The organism is Candidatus Symbiothrix dinenymphae (assembly GCF_001431085.1).
This window is the reverse complement of sequence record NZ_BBRU01000090.1, coordinates 1-14,917: the sequence shown is the minus strand read 5'-3', so window position 1 is coordinate 14,917 and position 14,917 is coordinate 1. Positions and strand designations below refer to the sequence as shown.

Genomic DNA, 14,917 nt, shown 5'->3' with positions numbered 1-14,917 from the left:
ACATAGACCCAATCCTCCAGCACCATCTTATCAAAGGTCTGGATGCCAATCGGCATCCTACGGCGGCGAATATTTGTATTGTTGTTCATTTTTTTGATGTTGTTTGTCGGCAAAGGTAGCATTTTTTTTTTGAATAATGGAAAAATTTGCTAACTTTGCGGTCGAAAATTTGTGTGAAGTGATAAAACAATATGAATTTTATAAAAAAAACAGTTTGTGTTTTCTTGTATTACGCACTAAGTTTAGTGTTTGTAGCCTGCCAAGGAGATGATACTTCGGGTGAAAGCAAACCAAAACTGATTGTTTGTACATGGGGCGATAGCCTCACCGCAGGCGCAGGTGGTGACGGAACAACATACCCCAATGTATTGCAGTCCCTGTTCGGAGTGGATTTTCAGGTTATCAACTGTGGCGTTGGCGGCGAAGGTTCGTTGACGATTGCTGCGCGACAAGGCGGAATCCCGATGCAATTGGCTCGTTCGGTTGAACTTCCTGCCGATAATTCCGCCGTGATTATCGGGGATAGAGACCATTCATTCGTTAGTTCTTGGAACGGCCGTCCGGTCGGTCCACTGCTGCAAGGTGGAGAAGCATCTGTCAACTATTGTGTGATAGATGAAATTGAGTGCACTCTCCGTTGGACAGGAAGCGCATGGGATGATGCCGCAGGCAGATATACTCTCCAACGGGTCATCGCCGGACATGCACCGGTTACTTTGCATGAGAAATCAATTGTATTTACCTCATCTATGCGGCAATATCGAAGTCAATTTGCCAATGTGTTCTTCATCGGACAAAATGGAAGCTATGCCACGAATGCCGATTTAGTTGCCCAATACAATGCCGTGATTGATTTCAGCCTTTGTCAAAAGTTCGTCATATTAGGACTGACATCGGGAACGGCAGCCGAAAGAGCAGACCTGGAAACACTCATGACCGAAGAATTTGGGGCGCATTACATCAATTTACGCGAATACTTGGCTACAAGCGGATTACAGGATGCTGATATGATTCCAACACAGGCAGATACAGAGGCAATGAGCGAAGGAAAAGTGCCGCCATCACTGCTTAGCGACCATGTACATTTCAATGCAAAAGGCTATGAATCAATAGGTAAACTCATATATAAACGTTTCCGGTATTTGGGAATTATTTAAAATCGGAGGATGCCGAAATATCCATTTTAAAGATATCTATCTGCAAAAAGAAAGACAAACAGCATTCCGTATCCATTTTGACCACGACAACTGGTCAAGAAGTTATTACCCTAACTCAGAGGCTCCCGTACAGAGTAATTTGACGTTTGAAAATATCCATATTGAGGCAAACGTGAATCCGTTGCTGAGTGCAGTGACCCCTGTGGACAACCTTAAATTTATCAATTCTGAATGGTCACGCGGAGATATTCAATTAGAGAATACCGAAAGCGAAAGCGGCTTAAATTACCCTTCCGCTCAAATAACATTGGAAAACATCCGCTTCGTTCCGGGTGCATCGGTCAGAATCGCCTCATATAACCGCCCGGCAACGCTTGAAATAAAGAACAGCAAGGTAAACAGCGCGGCATATAAACAGCCGGTATCCGGTAATGTAACGGTTTTAAGTTCAGATATTTCAACAAAAGCTGCGTTATAATCGACAAAATTCGCCCAAACGAGGTCTATAATCGACAAATTTCGCACATTTGCACTCAAATCGAATTTATAATCGACAAAATTTACCAAAATGAGGTTTATAATGGAAAAAATTTGTACTTTTGTGCCCGAAAAAGGATTTATAATCGACAAAATTTGTAAATGATAGATTTTAATAAGGAAATTATTTTTGCATCTTCCGACCCTGAAGTTTCGAGGGAGATTGGCAATGCCGAAAAGTCCGGCAAAATAATGCAAATCGCCCCCCGCATCTATTCTCCTAATTTGCGGGATGCGGTGGAGCGTATTATTAAGCGGCATTTTTTTGAAATTCTCAAATGGCGTTTTCCGAATGCGGTCATCAGTCATCGGAGTGCTTCCGAATTGCGCCCTACGGAAACGGGAAATTTCTTTGTTACAAGCAATTACACCAAGAGAATTACTGATTTGAAAGGCTTTACGCTCAATGTGATGGCCGGGAAGCCGGCTTTGGATAGCGATGTGAACTTGGATGGCATTTACGTTTCCTCCGAGTGGCGTTGGATGCTGGAAAACATGCAAACTACCAGAAAAAAAGGCGGCGAATCGAAGGCGTTTCCCGTCGAATTTATTGAGGATAAATTAGAAAAAATCATTATCAGAGAGGGCGAGGCAGGCATCAACAAATTTCGAGATAAAGCCAAAACAGTCGCAGAGCAATTAGACTTTGCACCCGAATTTGAGAAGCTAAACGCCCTCATTTCAGCCTTATTGAGCACCCACAATAGCGCAGTGCTGAGTTCCGCGTCTGCCAAAGCGCGAGCCACCGGGATGCCTTTTGATGCCCAACGGGTGGAATTGTTTGAAATTCTCTACGACAAATTGAAGGATTACTATTTTCCCGAACGCCCGGACAAAAACGATTCCGAAGAGTCATTTCTGTTGTTTTCTTTCTTTGAAGCTTATTTCTCCAACTACATTGAGGGCACAAAATTCACGATAGACGATGCCCGGCACATTGTCGAAACCGGTATTGCAGTCTCCAAACGGGTCAAAGATTCGCACGACATTTTGGGAACGTTCCACATCCTGTCGAACCGTCAAGAAATGACAACCACCCCGTCAACGGCAGATGAGTTGATTAAACTGCTCAAAAACAGACATTTAACGATGATGTTGGAACGGGCGGAGGAGGTGAATGCCGGCATGTTCAAAAACCGAAACAATCGGGCAGGGAGCACAGAATTTGTGGAACACACGCTGGTGGAAGGCACATTAAGGCAAGGGTTTAATTATTATGCCGCATTGACCGACCCGATGGCGAAGGCTCTGTTTATCATGTTTATGGTGTCCGAAATTCACCCTTTCACCGATGGCAACGGCAGGATTTCATGGATTATGGGCAATGCCGAACTGTTCAAAAGCGGGCAGTCGCGGATTATTGTGCCAACCGTATATCGGGAAGATTACCTCATGTCGCTAAAAAAAATGACCAACCGGAAAGAGCCGGACACCTATATTCGCGTAATGGATAAACTTCAGCACTTCTCCAACAACATCTTTGGCGAAAGTTTTGATGAGGTAAATAACTATCTCAAAGAGACGAATGCCTGTAAAGAGCCGTCAGAGGCAAAATTGAATTTCATTGACCGCTCCGGCTGAGGTTGCCAATATGTCAAAAGCGTACACTTACCGTTTAGTATGCCTTAATTACATCGCCGTATCGCTCGTATGCCTTATCCACAACTTTCGCCCACGGCATGGCTATTGTGCGTTCGGCGTTGAGGCTCACCTCTTGCAGTCGTGCGCGGTTGCTCATAACGGATGTGATTTTTTCAAACATGCTTTCAGGGGTAGTGTTGTCGATAAGGTAGCCGTTTTCGTTTTCCAATATATCGTAGGCGGAATTACTGCCGCGCACAAGAATGGATGGGGTGCGGCAAGCGGCGGCTTCTTTTTTGACAAGCGGGTCGTTGTCATATTCCGATGGAAACAGAAACAAGTCGCTCGCCAAATAATACCCCGTCATCCAATCGCGGTCGGTGATTTTGCCGACAAACACCACGCAGTCGTCCATATTCATATCCGAAACCATCTTTTTGAGTTTGCTCTCATCGTCTCCGTAACCGACAACAAAAAACTTGAATTTTTTGCCCGTGTGACGATAAAGTTGCAAGGCTTTGATGCTTAAGTCGATGTTTTTTAGCAGTGTCAGCCTGCCGACAAAGAGAAAAATCTCCTCGTTGGTCAAATTATGCTTGTCCTTAATGCGTTTGATTTTGCTCGCTGCATCATCGGGATAATGCAAATCGGTGCCGTTGTGCATGATAAAAATGTCTTTCTTGTAGCCATAGCCCGCAAGCACGTCCGCGCTGTTTTGATTGACTGCCCACACCTCGTCCACACGGTTGTAATAGCGGATAACCATATCGACAAACTGATTGGTGATAAAATTGTTGTGTGTGTATTTGTAAAACTCGCTTTTGAACTGTGTGTGGAAGGTAGAAACAATGGGAATACCCTTTGTACGCGCCACATCCACAGCGATTTTGCCCGCCATAAACGGCGAATGGCTGTGGCAAATATCAAGTTCGCGCTGCTTGATGTCGCGTATCGTGTGGCGATTGAAGTTCGGCAATATGAATTTGTACTGTAAGCCGGGAATCTGTATGCCGTTCAGCCGGTACACATCGTATGGCGATGTATCCACAAAGCCCTTATACTTGGAGGCAACGACAAACGCGCCGTCTTTGAGCGCGAGGTACTTGGCGTAGTTGTCCATACACACCGTCACGCCGTCATACGCGGGGTAAAAACTGTCCATGAACTGCCCTGCAATAATGCGCTCATCATTTTCAATACCAATATTTCTCATGATTTTTCTTTGTATAATAATTTCATAACTTGTTACAAATAAATGAATTGAAACGCAAATACCTCGCCACACGACAGCAGACCATACGAGGGCGAACCCCACTTGTCGGATATGGCGTCCAGCGTAATGTATTGCACATTGTTAAAACTGTTTTTGGCGGATGCGTGGTCGTGCCCCATAAAGACCATATTCACAGCGTGTTTTGAGAACAGGCTCATCAGATGATACGTTTCTTCGAGTGGCATATTACCGCTTGGCGACTGCGACCAGTCGGTGCGAAACATATTGGTGTGCGAATAAACGAAGCAGAAGCGGTGCTTTTTTCGCAACGTGGTCAGCGTGTGTTCCAGCCAGCGGGTTTGTGTTACGCCAAGCGTGCCGCTGCTCGAATCGAGGCAAATGTGCAAATCGCTGCCGACGGGCGTTTCGACTATAAAGTAGTAAACGGACGTGTGAAAATGCTGCTTGAAATACTCCCAGCCATCGAAATACAAGTCGTGGTTGCCGATTACGGCTTTTGTGGGCTTCGGTTGGATGCTAAACAAACCGACTGTGGCGGTGAAATCAGGCACATGCCCCGTGTTGGTTATATCGCCCACAAAGATTGTGGCGGCGCACAAACTGTCTGCGGTGGCATCCGAAAACAGTCGCCCGGCATTATGGCTTGTTCCAATATGCGAATCGCCCGCAATATATATGCGGTATTGCGCTTGATTGATGCGAATAGTATCGTAACCGTTCGCCTCGTTCCAACTCAATGATTGCGCCGCTCGCGCCTCTACTCCCTCGCTTGAAGTGGTGAAAAAGCCCCAAATATCTGCTTCGTTGCACGAGGAAAAACCTGCGCACAGGACAAATAAAAAACTGTGTTTCAATGAATTAACCATCTGACTCCTATGTTTATGTAAAATGAATAATAATCTGCACTCAAACCGAAATTTCCCGCCGGTCGCAGGTTGGCACTGCCCTGAAACCGCCACTGTTCGGACAGTCGGTAGTTGCCGCCCAATGAAAAAATCACGCTTTCGGTACGTTCAAAGAGAAAATCATCGTAATTGCTTGCCCCAAGGCGGATATTCCACGTTTCAGGCTGCGGAAAGAGGCTTAGCCCCAAGTCGTATTGCAGGTTGAACGGCTCCACAATCGTTTCATCGTAAGAATCAATCATTGCGATAATCCGCGTTGTCAGCCCAAGCGTGCCGTCAAAACGACCTCTCAATAGTGTCAATCCCGTAAAAAAGTTCAAATCTTGTATATCCCAAGCCTCATAGCGGTTGTAAAGGAACTTTTCATGCAGCTGCAAGGGTAGTTTTCCGAGCAAAAACGTGTTGGTGTTGGCAACATAAAATGTTTGTTTTGCTTCGCTCGTCCATTTTGCGCCCCCTTGCAGCACAAATCCGGCGGCGGCATTCCACTCCAATTCAAGGCTTCCACCCATTAGAGAGGATGTTGTAACGCTGTTGCCGACTTCCGCCTCGGCTTCAACCGCAAGATTTCCCTGCGCAAAAAGCAAGTGCGGGATACATAATAAAACTGTGCCAATGTGCTTTGTTTCAATCATTTAAATATATAATAAAGTAATTAATACATCGGAAGCCAAAATCAGCACATTGCTGTTGACGACCGCATTCATACTCGCTTCGCCCACATTTCGGGCACTCCCTTTGACATAATAACCAAAATAGGCGGCGGACGAAGCGATGATGAAGGCAAAAACCATGGCTTTCAAAAGCGAATAGAACACAAAATTGGGGATAAAACTGTATCGAATCCCGTATTCGTAAGTCGGTACCGACACGATGTCGGTGAACCAGCAAATGCAATAGCCGCCGAGCACCCCAAAAAACATACTGAAAATGACTAGTACAGGTACAAAAAGGACAAAAGCAACTATCTTTGGCAGTATCAGGTAGTTAGCCGAGTTGATGCCCATAATTTCCAGAGCATCAATCTGTTCCGTCACACGCATCATACCAATTTCCGAAGCAATATTCGCCCCTACTTTTCCCGCCAAAATCAGGCACAAAATAGAGGACGAAAACTCCAGCAAAATCGTTTGACACGTGATGAAACCCACTGTAAATCGGGGAATTAGCGGCGACATGATATTGATGGACACCTGCATCGTGATGACCGCCCCAATAAAAACGGAAATGATAATCGCAATCCCGAGCGAATCAACGCCGAGTTTGTAAGTTTCCTGAACAACTTGCTTGAAAAACACTCTCCACCGCTGCGGCACGGCAAAAACCCGCTGCATCAAAAGCACATATTTTCCAAAATTCGCGAATGTCTTAAACATATAAATCTGTATATTACGTTTCTAAACCTCATTTTTTTACACAATTTTTTGTACACAAAAAAAGCGCAGACAAAAATTAACTCCATCTGTGCCTAAGGTTTTCCACGACCCACACCAACAAATAAGCCATGTCCACGCACCACGCGCGAACGTTATAGACTTATTCCCATTGGTGTGCTTGAAATTGTGGAAATTTTAGGCACCAAAGAATAAACTAAACGTCATTCCAATATGTCGTTCCGAATGTGCTCAATCGCACATTATATGTTTATCTATGTCATCATTGTCATTTTTTTTACTAAAAATTTCGGGTGCAAAGGTACAAATATGTATTTAATTAGCAATACCCAAATTTTAATGCGTTAACCCTGAGGTGAACATGAGGTTCCTGTTTTTGCTCTGCAAAAAACGCTTAGTGGCAATTTTCGGTTGGCTTGGTCGGGCAAAAACAGTTCGCCGGATTCGCGTTGGGTGAGGCGGGGGAAGTAGTCGCGCACCAAATTGTCGGCCACGAGCGCAGAAAAGCCCATTGAATAGAGGTTGAGGACGATGAATGCGTTGTCGGGTTCGATTATTTGGCTGCACGCGAGCATCAGGGCGGCGATGTCGTCTTCGAGAATCCAGCGTTCGCCGTCGGGACCGCGCCCGTAGGCGGGAGGGTCGAGGAGAATGCCGTGGTATTTTTTGCCGCGTTTGGCTTCGCGGAGGACGAATTTCAGGGCATCTTCGCACACCCAACGGATGTTGTCAAGCCCCGAAGCCTCCATATTTTCGTGCGACCAGTTGAGCACCTGTTTGACGGAATCGACATGTGTTACATCGGCACCGGCTGATTTTGCAGCCAGCGATGCTCCGCCGGTGTAGGCGAAGAGGTTTAGGACGCGAGGTGCTTCTATTGGCAGGGGGTTGCGGGTCAAGCCCGCAATGACGGTGTGCGCGCCGGTGCGCGCAATGGCGGTGCCCGCAATCTCCCGCACAGTGTCGTAAATGTAGTTCCAATTTTCTGCTTGTTCGGGGAAAATGCCTACGTGCTTGAAAGAGGTTAATCCGAGGCGGAAGCGCAACTTTAAATCGGTGTATGTATAGTCCACAAACCACTGTTGGGGCATTCCCGCCGTCAAAATCCATTCGCCTTTTTCGTTGCCTTCGGCGTTGGAGGACAAATGCAATTCACTCCTGCGGGGGGCTTTGCGAAACCAGGCATGGGTTTGTGCCACCCATTCGCTATCAGAGAATGCTTTGCGCCAGACAGCTTGCGGCTCGGGGCGGCGGAGGACGTACTGCCCAAAGCGTTCAAGTTTTTCGTAATCGCCGGAATCAATCAGTTCGTACATAACTCAGAGAAATTTCTTTTTTCTGAACCAGAGCAGGATGCCGAGAGAGGAGATGACCATGGCACCAATGGAGGCGGGATAGCCCCATGGAGTATCCAGTTCGGGCATGCCCACAAAGTTCATCCCGTAGATACTCGCGATGAGCGTGGGCGGCATGAAAAGCACCGACACGATGGTGAATATCTTGATGATTTTGTTCTGTTCGATGTTTACGAAGCCGAGGAATGTATCTTGCAGATAGTCCAGACGGTCAAAACTGAATCGGATGTGCTCCAAGAGGGAGTTGATGTCCTTAATCAGGATGGTGAGATTGTCGTGCAGGTCTTTCGGGAAGAGGTTGCTACGCAGCATGTTGGATGCGGCGCGCTGCTTGTCGATGATATTTTCGCGAAACATCATCGTTTTTTCCTGCAAGTTTTTGATTTTCATCAGTGCGTCTTCGTCGGCTTCCTGAATGGTGTTACTCAACTGTGTGATTTCCTGCGTGTTAGCCTCAATCATATCGGCGTCAAACTCGATGCGCGTGTCCATCAGGGTCAGAAACACGTTCCAACCTGCCTGATAATTTTCGGGGTTGGCAAACATACGCTTCACCGTCTCCGTGAACGATGCCAATTCGCCGTTGCGCACCGAAATCAGGATATTATTTTTGATAATGAACGACACCGGATTTTTGGCGTAGTCATCGCTCAGGAAGTTCATGTTAACCACCAGAGTATCACGGGTTTCCACAAAGCGCGAAGAGGTTTCTATCTCAATCATTTCCTCCTCTTCCTGAATGTAAATCTTGAGAAATTCTTCCAATTGCGACTCCACTTCCTCATCCACATCGTTGAGGTCAATCCACAGGAACTGACTCGTAGGCGTTTTTTTGAGAAACTCCAAACTACGGCTCACCTTGATGGCACCGTCTTTCTGATAAAAAAGTTTGAATTCCGACATAACTTAACGAGATTAAAAGGATACACCCCTCTGAAAATCGGTGCAAAATTACATGAAAATTCCGAGATTTCCAAACGAAAATCCTGATTCAGACAATTTTTTGTATCTTTGCACGCGAAAAAAAAACAAAATTATGGAACATTTATCACCACTAATCATTGATTTGGCGCTTATATTGGTGCTGGCGGGCTGTTTTTCGCTGCTGTTTAAATGGCTCAAGCAGCCTATTGTATTGGCTTATATTGTTGCCGGTATCGTGATGTCGTTTTTTGTAAAGAAAGACATGCCTCAGTATCACGACATTGAGATTTGGGCAGACATTGGGGTTATTTTTCTTTTGTTTGGGCTGGGACTTGAATTTAGTTTTAAAAAACTGATGCTGGTGGGTCCTACCGCTTTCGTTTCTACGATTTTTATTGCGAGTTCGAGAATTGCCTTGGGCTATATTGTGGGGCAGTGCTTCGGTTGGGATAGCATGACGAGCGTGTTTTTTGGCGCGATGATTTGTATGTCTTCCACCATGATTATCATCAAGGTGTTTGAGGAATTGAACTTGACGAAGAAAAGTTTTGCGTCCATTGTCATGGGCATCTTGATTATAGAGGATTTGGTGGCGGTGTTGTTGATGGTTTTGCTCTCTACGGTGGCTGTGAGTAAGAACGCTGAAGTGGGGCAGGACTTGCTGTTTAGTCTGTTCAAATTGGTGGCTTTCCTGCTGTTCTGGTTTTTACTCGGGACCTATTTGCTTCCGACTTTTTTACGCAAAATGAAACGGTTTCTCAACGACGAAACGCTATTGATTGTATCGTTGGGGATGTGTTTGGGCATGGTTTATTTGTCCACACAAGCGGGTTTTTCGGATGCATTGGGGGCGTTTATCATGGGTTCCATTTTGGCGGAAACGCTTGTCGGCGAACGGATTGAGAAACTTATTTTTCCGATTAAAAACTTTTTTGGGGCGATATTTTTTGTGTCGGTGGGCATGATGGTGTCGCTGCCCGAACTTTGGGCTAATATTATGCCGATTCTGGTGGTTAGTGCGGTCGTGATTATTGGTCAAATATTTTTTGCAACCGGGGGCGTGTTGCTGTCGGGGCAAGATTTGAGAACAGCTGTTTCGTCCGGTTTTTCGTTGACGCAAATCGGCGAATTTTCCTTTATTATCGCCAATCTCGGATTGAGTTTGGGAGTGATAGAAAGTTCTCTGTATCAGACGATTGTGGGGGCATCCGTCATCACGATTTTTGCCACGCCTTATATCATAAAAGCATCGCCAAAGGCTTATGGAGTCTTAGAGCACAGGTTGCCCGCGAAATGGTTGAACTATCTGAATCGAAATTCGACAGGAGCCAGCAGCGCACCCATTTTGAACGAAGAAAGCCTCTGGAAACGCTTCCTGCGCAATATGATAACCTCCGTGGTGATGTACTTCTTTATATGTATCGTGATTGTCTATTTTGCGTTTACGTTCGGTTTCCCGCTGCTGCACAACTACTTACCGGAATTGCACGCCAATATCGCAGGTGCTGTCGTAACGATACTCGCCATTTCGCCCTTTTTGCGCGTGATTATCACCAACAAAGACCATTCTAAGGAGTTTTTGCAACTTTGGCAGCACAATAAAGTCAATCGTGCACCGCTCATTTTCACCATTGTGGTGCGCACGGTGATGTGTGTGGGCTTGATTGTGTACATTTTGAATCAGCTGTTTGCCGTGGGGTTGATATTGGCGATTGCGGTGGGGTCGCTGCTGATTATTTTCTTTGCGACTTCGCGGCGGTTGCACAAAACCAGTGAGCGGCTGCATGAGCGTTTCCATAAAAATTTCAACGAAAAAGAACATCTTGAAGAGGCGCAAGCCCTTATCCCAAAGGGATTTGTGAAACATGTGATACGGCGCGATTTACACCTGTCCGACTTTCTAATACAGCCGCAATTTTCCATCGTAGGGCAAAGTCTGAAGCAGTTGCAGTTTCGCCAATCGTTTGGTGTACACGTAGTTACAATCATGCGCAACGGCATCCGCATCAACATCCCAAACGGCGATGAGCGCATTTTCCCCAACGACCACCTCGTAGTGCTGGGCACCGACAAGCAAATGGAACAATTTCAGCAACGCATCGAGGAAAAGCGCGAAAAATACGCCGACTATCAAGCCGAACAATTCCCAGCCGTGCAAATTCGGCAGGTGGAATTAGAAGAAGGTGCCGATTTGGTTGGACAAACGGCACTGACAGCACATTTGCAAGACGAATACGATTGCATGCTGGTGGGCGTAGAGCGCGCAGGCTGGTCAATCACAGAACCGGACTTGGATTTGGTGTTTGAAGCCGGCGACATCCTCTGGTTGGTAGGCGAAAAAGAAAAAATCAAACGCTTGCATGCTATTAAGAAAGAGTAGGGGGGATGAACTTTTTTTGTCTGAATCAGGATTTTCAGGATTAAAGGATTGGCAGGATTGTTGAACAATCCTGCCAATCTTTTCTGAGTAGAGACGTGGCGCGCCACGTCTCTACTGCAATTTTGTCTGAACCGGGATTTTCGTGTGATTTCTGTTGTCTGAACTTTGATTTTAAGATGATTTTTATGATTTTTATGATTGTTAATCGTCTGAACTGTGATTTTCGTATGATTTCAGATGATTTCTATGATTGTTTTTAATCATACAAATCATTAAAATCATCTTAAAATCAGGCTAAATCTTTTTTTCAGGTGCTATTATTTCGCAAACGGTGTTTTATCCCGTAGGGATTATAGCTCGGTAGAAATGGAATGCCTCCCCCAATTCCTGCATCCCGTAGGGATGCAACATCATCCGCAAACGGTTGCATCCCTACGGGATGCAGGGTGGAGGTGAGGATTGGCTTTTCTACCGAGCTATAATCCCTACGGGATAAAAGGCTATGTATATTTGTCCCTGCGGGACAAAACACCGTTTGCGAAATAATAGCACCTAAAAAAAAAGATTTAGCCGATTTGTATGATTCAAAACAATCATAAAAAATCACTGAAATCATACGAAAATCAAAGTTCAGACAAAAGGATTGGCAGGATTTTCAAAAAATCCTGCCAATCCTTTTATCCTGAAAAATCGCCGTTCAGACAACTTACAGCGTTGCCTTCACCTCCACCTCTTCAAACGGCTCAACGATGTCGCCTATTTTGATGTCGTTGAAGTTTTGGATGTTTAGACCGCATTCGTAGCCTTGTAGCACCTCTTTCACATCGTCTTTGAAGCGTTTCAGCGAGCCGAGTTCGCCGGAATAAATCACGATGCCTTCGCGAATGATGCGAATTTTGTTGCCGCGTTTGATTTTGCCTTCGCGCACCAGACAGCCTGCCACGGTACCCACTTTGGTGATGTTGAACACTTCGGTCACTTCCACATTGCCGGTGATTTCTTCCTTAAATTCCGGTGCCAACATACCTTCCATCGCGGCTTTAACCTCCTCAATGGCATCGTAAATAATTGAGTATAAGCGAATATCCACGCCTCCCTGTTCGGCTGCTTTGCGAGCCAATTGCGACGGGCGCACCTGAAAGCCGATGACAATCGCTTCGGAGGCTGCTGCGAGGGTAACATCCGATTCGGAAATTTGCCCTACGCCTTTGTGGATGACATTGACCTGAATTTGCGCAGTGGACAGGCTGATTAACTTGTCGGAAAGCGCCTCCACAGAGCCGTCCACATCGCCTTTGACGATGACGTTCAACTGTTGGAAATTGCCTATCGCAATGCGGCGACCGATGTCGTCCAGGGTCAGCATTTTTTGTGTCCGCAGTCCCTGTTCGCGCTGCAGCTGTTCGCGTTTGGATGCTATTTCGCGGGCTTCTTGCTCGGTATCCATCACATTGATGGCATCGCCGGCTTGGGGGGCACCGTTCAGACCGAGCACCAACACCGGTTCGGCAGGTCCTGCCTCCGTGATGCGCTGATTGCGCTCGTTGAACATGGCTTTGACACGTCCAAAGTGCGTGCCTGCCAACACCACATCGCCCAATTGGAGCGTACCGGTTTTCACAAGCACCGTCACGAGGTAGCCACGCCCCTTATCCAATGACGATTCGATGATTGAACCAACCGCTTTGCGTTTGGGGTTGGCTTTCAGTTCCAGCATATCGGCTTCCAGCAACACCTTTTCCATCAATTCGTTGACATTGATGCCTTGCTTGGCGGAGATGTCCTGCGACTGATATTTGCCGCCCCAATCTTCCACCAGATAATTCATCTGCGACAGGGCTGATTTTATTTTTTCAGGGTCGGCTCCCGCTTTATCTATCTTGTTGATTGCGAACACCATAGGCACATTTGCAGCGGCGGCATGGTTGATAGCCTCAATGGTTTGAGGCATCACGCTGTCGTCTGCCGCCACAATGATGATGGCGATGTCCGTCACGCTGGCACCACGCGCACGCATAGCCGTGAACGCCTCGTGACCGGGAGTGTCCAGGAAAGTGATGCGGCGACCGTTGCCCAATTGCACATTGTAGGCACCAATGTGCTGCGTGATTCCACCGGCTTCACCGGCAATCACATTGGTGTTGCGGATATTGTCGAGCAACGATGTTTTACCATGGTCAACATGCCCCATGACCGTCACAATGGGTGCACGAGCCACTAAATCTTCGGGGTTGTCTTCGTCTTCCGCGATAGCCTCCGCAACTTCGGCACTGACATATTCCGTTTTGAACCCAAATTCGTCCGCCACAATATTGATAACTTCAGCATCCAAACGCTGATTGATGGACACCATAATGCCAATCGCCATACATTTGGAAATAATCTGCACCACAGGCACATTCATCATGCTTGCCAAATCGTTGGCGGTTACAAACTCGGTGAGTTTGAGCACTTTGTTTTCGTGTGCTGAGGCTTCAAGCTCCTCATCGCGATGCTGTGAGAAGGCATCGCGCTTTTCCTTGCGGTATTTAGCACCCTTTTTCTGCGTTTTGTTCGTCAGACGGGCGAGCGTTTCCTTTACCTGTTTTTGCACATCTTCTTCGCTCACTTCGCTCCGTTCGCCATATTTGCGGAGCTTCATGTTGGGATTTGGCTTCACTGCCGGAGCACCCTTCTCGATGTCTATTCGTTCATTTTTGATGCGTTTGCGCTTCTTTTTCTGCGTCGGGTCAATATCTGCTTTTTTCGTCAGCGTTGGTGGAACGGCGCGCGGTTCCGGCTTTGGAGCTGCTGCGTTTTTTTTCCTCTTTGGTACATGCTGTGGAACGGTTTTGATTTTGTCGGAACGCTCTTGTTCACGTTCTTTCTTCGTCTTCTTTTTCGGGCGGGTCGATAGATTGATTATGGACAAATCAATGCTACCGGTCACCTTAGGACCTTCTATGGTTGGTTTTGGGAAATAGCGGAACGGTTCGCCGACAGTGGTGGCACCGGAAGGCGTTGGAGTGTTCACAAGCGTTATCCCGCCAACCTTCTCTTTCTGGGTTTGCCCCCCTTTTCCACGCTTCTTTTCTTTGGATTCTTTGGATTCTTTGGGTGGTGCGGCAACCACTTCTTTCTGTTTTTTGTCCGCAATGGGATTACCGCGCTTGTCCAATTTTATTTTGCCGGTGACGGTGAACTTCGGCTTGAGTTTTTCGGGGATAACCGTTGGAATTTCTCCCTTCGACACATAGCCCGGAACCGTCACGGTGCCCTTTTTGTCCTTGTCGCGACGGTCAAAGCGGATTTTTTCGGCTTCCTTTTTCAGATTCTTATCCAAACTAAATTCATTGACGAGCAGGTCGTACTCCACGTCCTCAATTTTAGTATTTGGGTCAGCATCCGGATGGTCATAGCCCTGCCGCTGCAGAAACTCGACCACCGTCGTAAGCCCCACATTCAAATTTT

At 46.6% G+C, this 14,917-nt stretch carries 12 protein-coding genes; 4 read left to right on the top strand and 8 right to left on the bottom strand.

The annotated features are described in order from the left end of the window. Positions 1-191 precede the first annotated feature (191 nt). From ASC50_RS01450 to ASC50_RS01440, 3 genes are all read left to right on the top strand, one after another. On the top strand, positions 192-1,157 hold the full coding sequence (locus ASC50_RS01450; RefSeq protein WP_056928614.1) for an SGNH/GDSL hydrolase family protein: 966 nt from the start codon (positions 192-194) through the stop codon (positions 1,155-1,157). A gap of 139 nt (positions 1,158-1,296) precedes the next feature. Further along, positions 1,297-1,635, top strand: a complete 339-nt coding sequence (locus ASC50_RS07040; protein ID WP_158648259.1) for a hypothetical protein — start codon at positions 1,297-1,299, stop codon at positions 1,633-1,635. A 161-nt stretch (positions 1,636-1,796) separates the two neighbouring features. Then, complete coding sequence (locus ASC50_RS01440) at positions 1,797-3,275, top strand: Fic family protein (RefSeq protein WP_056928613.1); 1,479 nt, start codon at positions 1,797-1,799, stop codon at positions 3,273-3,275. A gap of 34 nt (positions 3,276-3,309) precedes the next feature. On the opposite strand, the gene ASC50_RS01435 is transcribed toward ASC50_RS01440, so the two are convergent. The 6 genes from ASC50_RS01435 to corA form a co-directional block, all read right to left on the bottom strand. After that, on the bottom strand, positions 3,310-4,488 hold the full coding sequence (locus ASC50_RS01435) for a glycosyltransferase (protein ID WP_055432610.1): 1,179 nt from the start codon (positions 4,486-4,488) through the stop codon (positions 3,310-3,312). Positions 4,489-4,520: 32 nt separating this feature from the next. After that, positions 4,521-5,375 (bottom strand): metallophosphoesterase family protein, encoded by an 855-nt coding sequence (locus ASC50_RS01430; RefSeq protein ID WP_055432609.1) that lies wholly within the window; start codon positions 5,373-5,375, stop codon positions 4,521-4,523. Then, positions 5,360-6,049 carry a hypothetical protein gene (locus tag ASC50_RS01425; RefSeq protein WP_055432608.1) on the bottom strand — a complete coding sequence of 230 codons (690 nt, stop codon included), beginning with the start codon at positions 6,047-6,049 and terminating at the stop codon, positions 5,360-5,362. Before ASC50_RS01425 ends, ASC50_RS01430 begins: the two co-directional genes overlap by 16 nt. Then, a complete protein-coding gene (locus ASC50_RS01420) occupies positions 6,050-6,790 on the bottom strand; it encodes an MlaE family ABC transporter permease (RefSeq protein WP_055432607.1) in 741 nt (246 codons plus the stop codon). Positions 6,791-7,152: 362 nt separating this feature from the next. Then, the gene (locus tag ASC50_RS01415; protein WP_056928612.1) at positions 7,153-8,124 is read right to left on the bottom strand and encodes an RsmD family RNA methyltransferase; all 972 of its coding nucleotides are present in this window, start codon (positions 8,122-8,124) and stop codon (positions 7,153-7,155) included. Between the two features lie 3 nt (positions 8,125-8,127). Further along, complete coding sequence (gene corA / locus ASC50_RS01410) at positions 8,128-9,066, bottom strand: magnesium/cobalt transporter CorA (protein WP_055432605.1); 939 nt, start codon at positions 9,064-9,066, stop codon at positions 8,128-8,130. Positions 9,067-9,199: 133 nt separating this feature from the next. Here corA and ASC50_RS01405 point away from each other — a divergent pair, with 133 nt between their 5' ends. Then, a complete protein-coding gene (locus ASC50_RS01405; protein WP_158648258.1) occupies positions 9,200-11,467 on the top strand; it encodes a monovalent cation:proton antiporter family protein in 2,268 nt (755 codons plus the stop codon). 307 nt (positions 11,468-11,774) lie between these two features. On the opposite strand, the gene ASC50_RS07035 is transcribed toward ASC50_RS01405, so the two are convergent. Beyond that, complete coding sequence (locus ASC50_RS07035) at positions 11,775-11,999, bottom strand: hypothetical protein (RefSeq protein WP_158648257.1); 225 nt, start codon at positions 11,997-11,999, stop codon at positions 11,775-11,777. A 174-nt stretch (positions 12,000-12,173) separates the two neighbouring features. Then, on the bottom strand, positions 12,174-14,912 hold the full coding sequence (infB, locus tag ASC50_RS01400) for a translation initiation factor IF-2 (RefSeq protein ID WP_056928615.1): 2,739 nt from the start codon (positions 14,910-14,912) through the stop codon (positions 12,174-12,176). Positions 14,913-14,917: the final 5 nt, after the last annotated feature.

Bases quoted from the DNA above. Each gene is read 5' to 3' on its own strand.
- ASC50_RS01425 (WP_055432608.1), bottom strand. From the start codon at position 6,049: ATGATTGAAACAAAGCACATTGGCACAGTTTTATTATGTATCCCGCAC.
- ASC50_RS01420 (WP_055432607.1), bottom strand. From the start codon at position 6,790: ATGTTTAAGACATTCGCGAATTTTGGAAAATATGTGCTTTTGATGCAG.
- ASC50_RS01450 (WP_056928614.1), top strand. From the start codon at position 192: ATGAATTTTATAAAAAAAACAGTTTGTGTTTTCTTGTATTACGCACTA.
- corA (WP_055432605.1), bottom strand. From the start codon at position 9,066: ATGTCGGAATTCAAACTTTTTTATCAGAAAGACGGTGCCATCAAGGTG.
- ASC50_RS01430 (WP_055432609.1), bottom strand. From the start codon at position 5,375: ATGGTTAATTCATTGAAACACAGTTTTTTATTTGTCCTGTGCGCAGGT.
- ASC50_RS01435 (WP_055432610.1), bottom strand. From the start codon at position 4,488: ATGAGAAATATTGGTATTGAAAATGATGAGCGCATTATTGCAGGGCAG.
- ASC50_RS01415 (WP_056928612.1), bottom strand. From the start codon at position 8,124: ATGTACGAACTGATTGATTCCGGCGATTACGAAAAACTTGAACGCTTT.
- ASC50_RS01405 (WP_158648258.1), top strand. From the start codon at position 9,200: ATGGAACATTTATCACCACTAATCATTGATTTGGCGCTTATATTGGTG.
- ASC50_RS01440 (WP_056928613.1), top strand. From the start codon at position 1,797: ATGATAGATTTTAATAAGGAAATTATTTTTGCATCTTCCGACCCTGAA.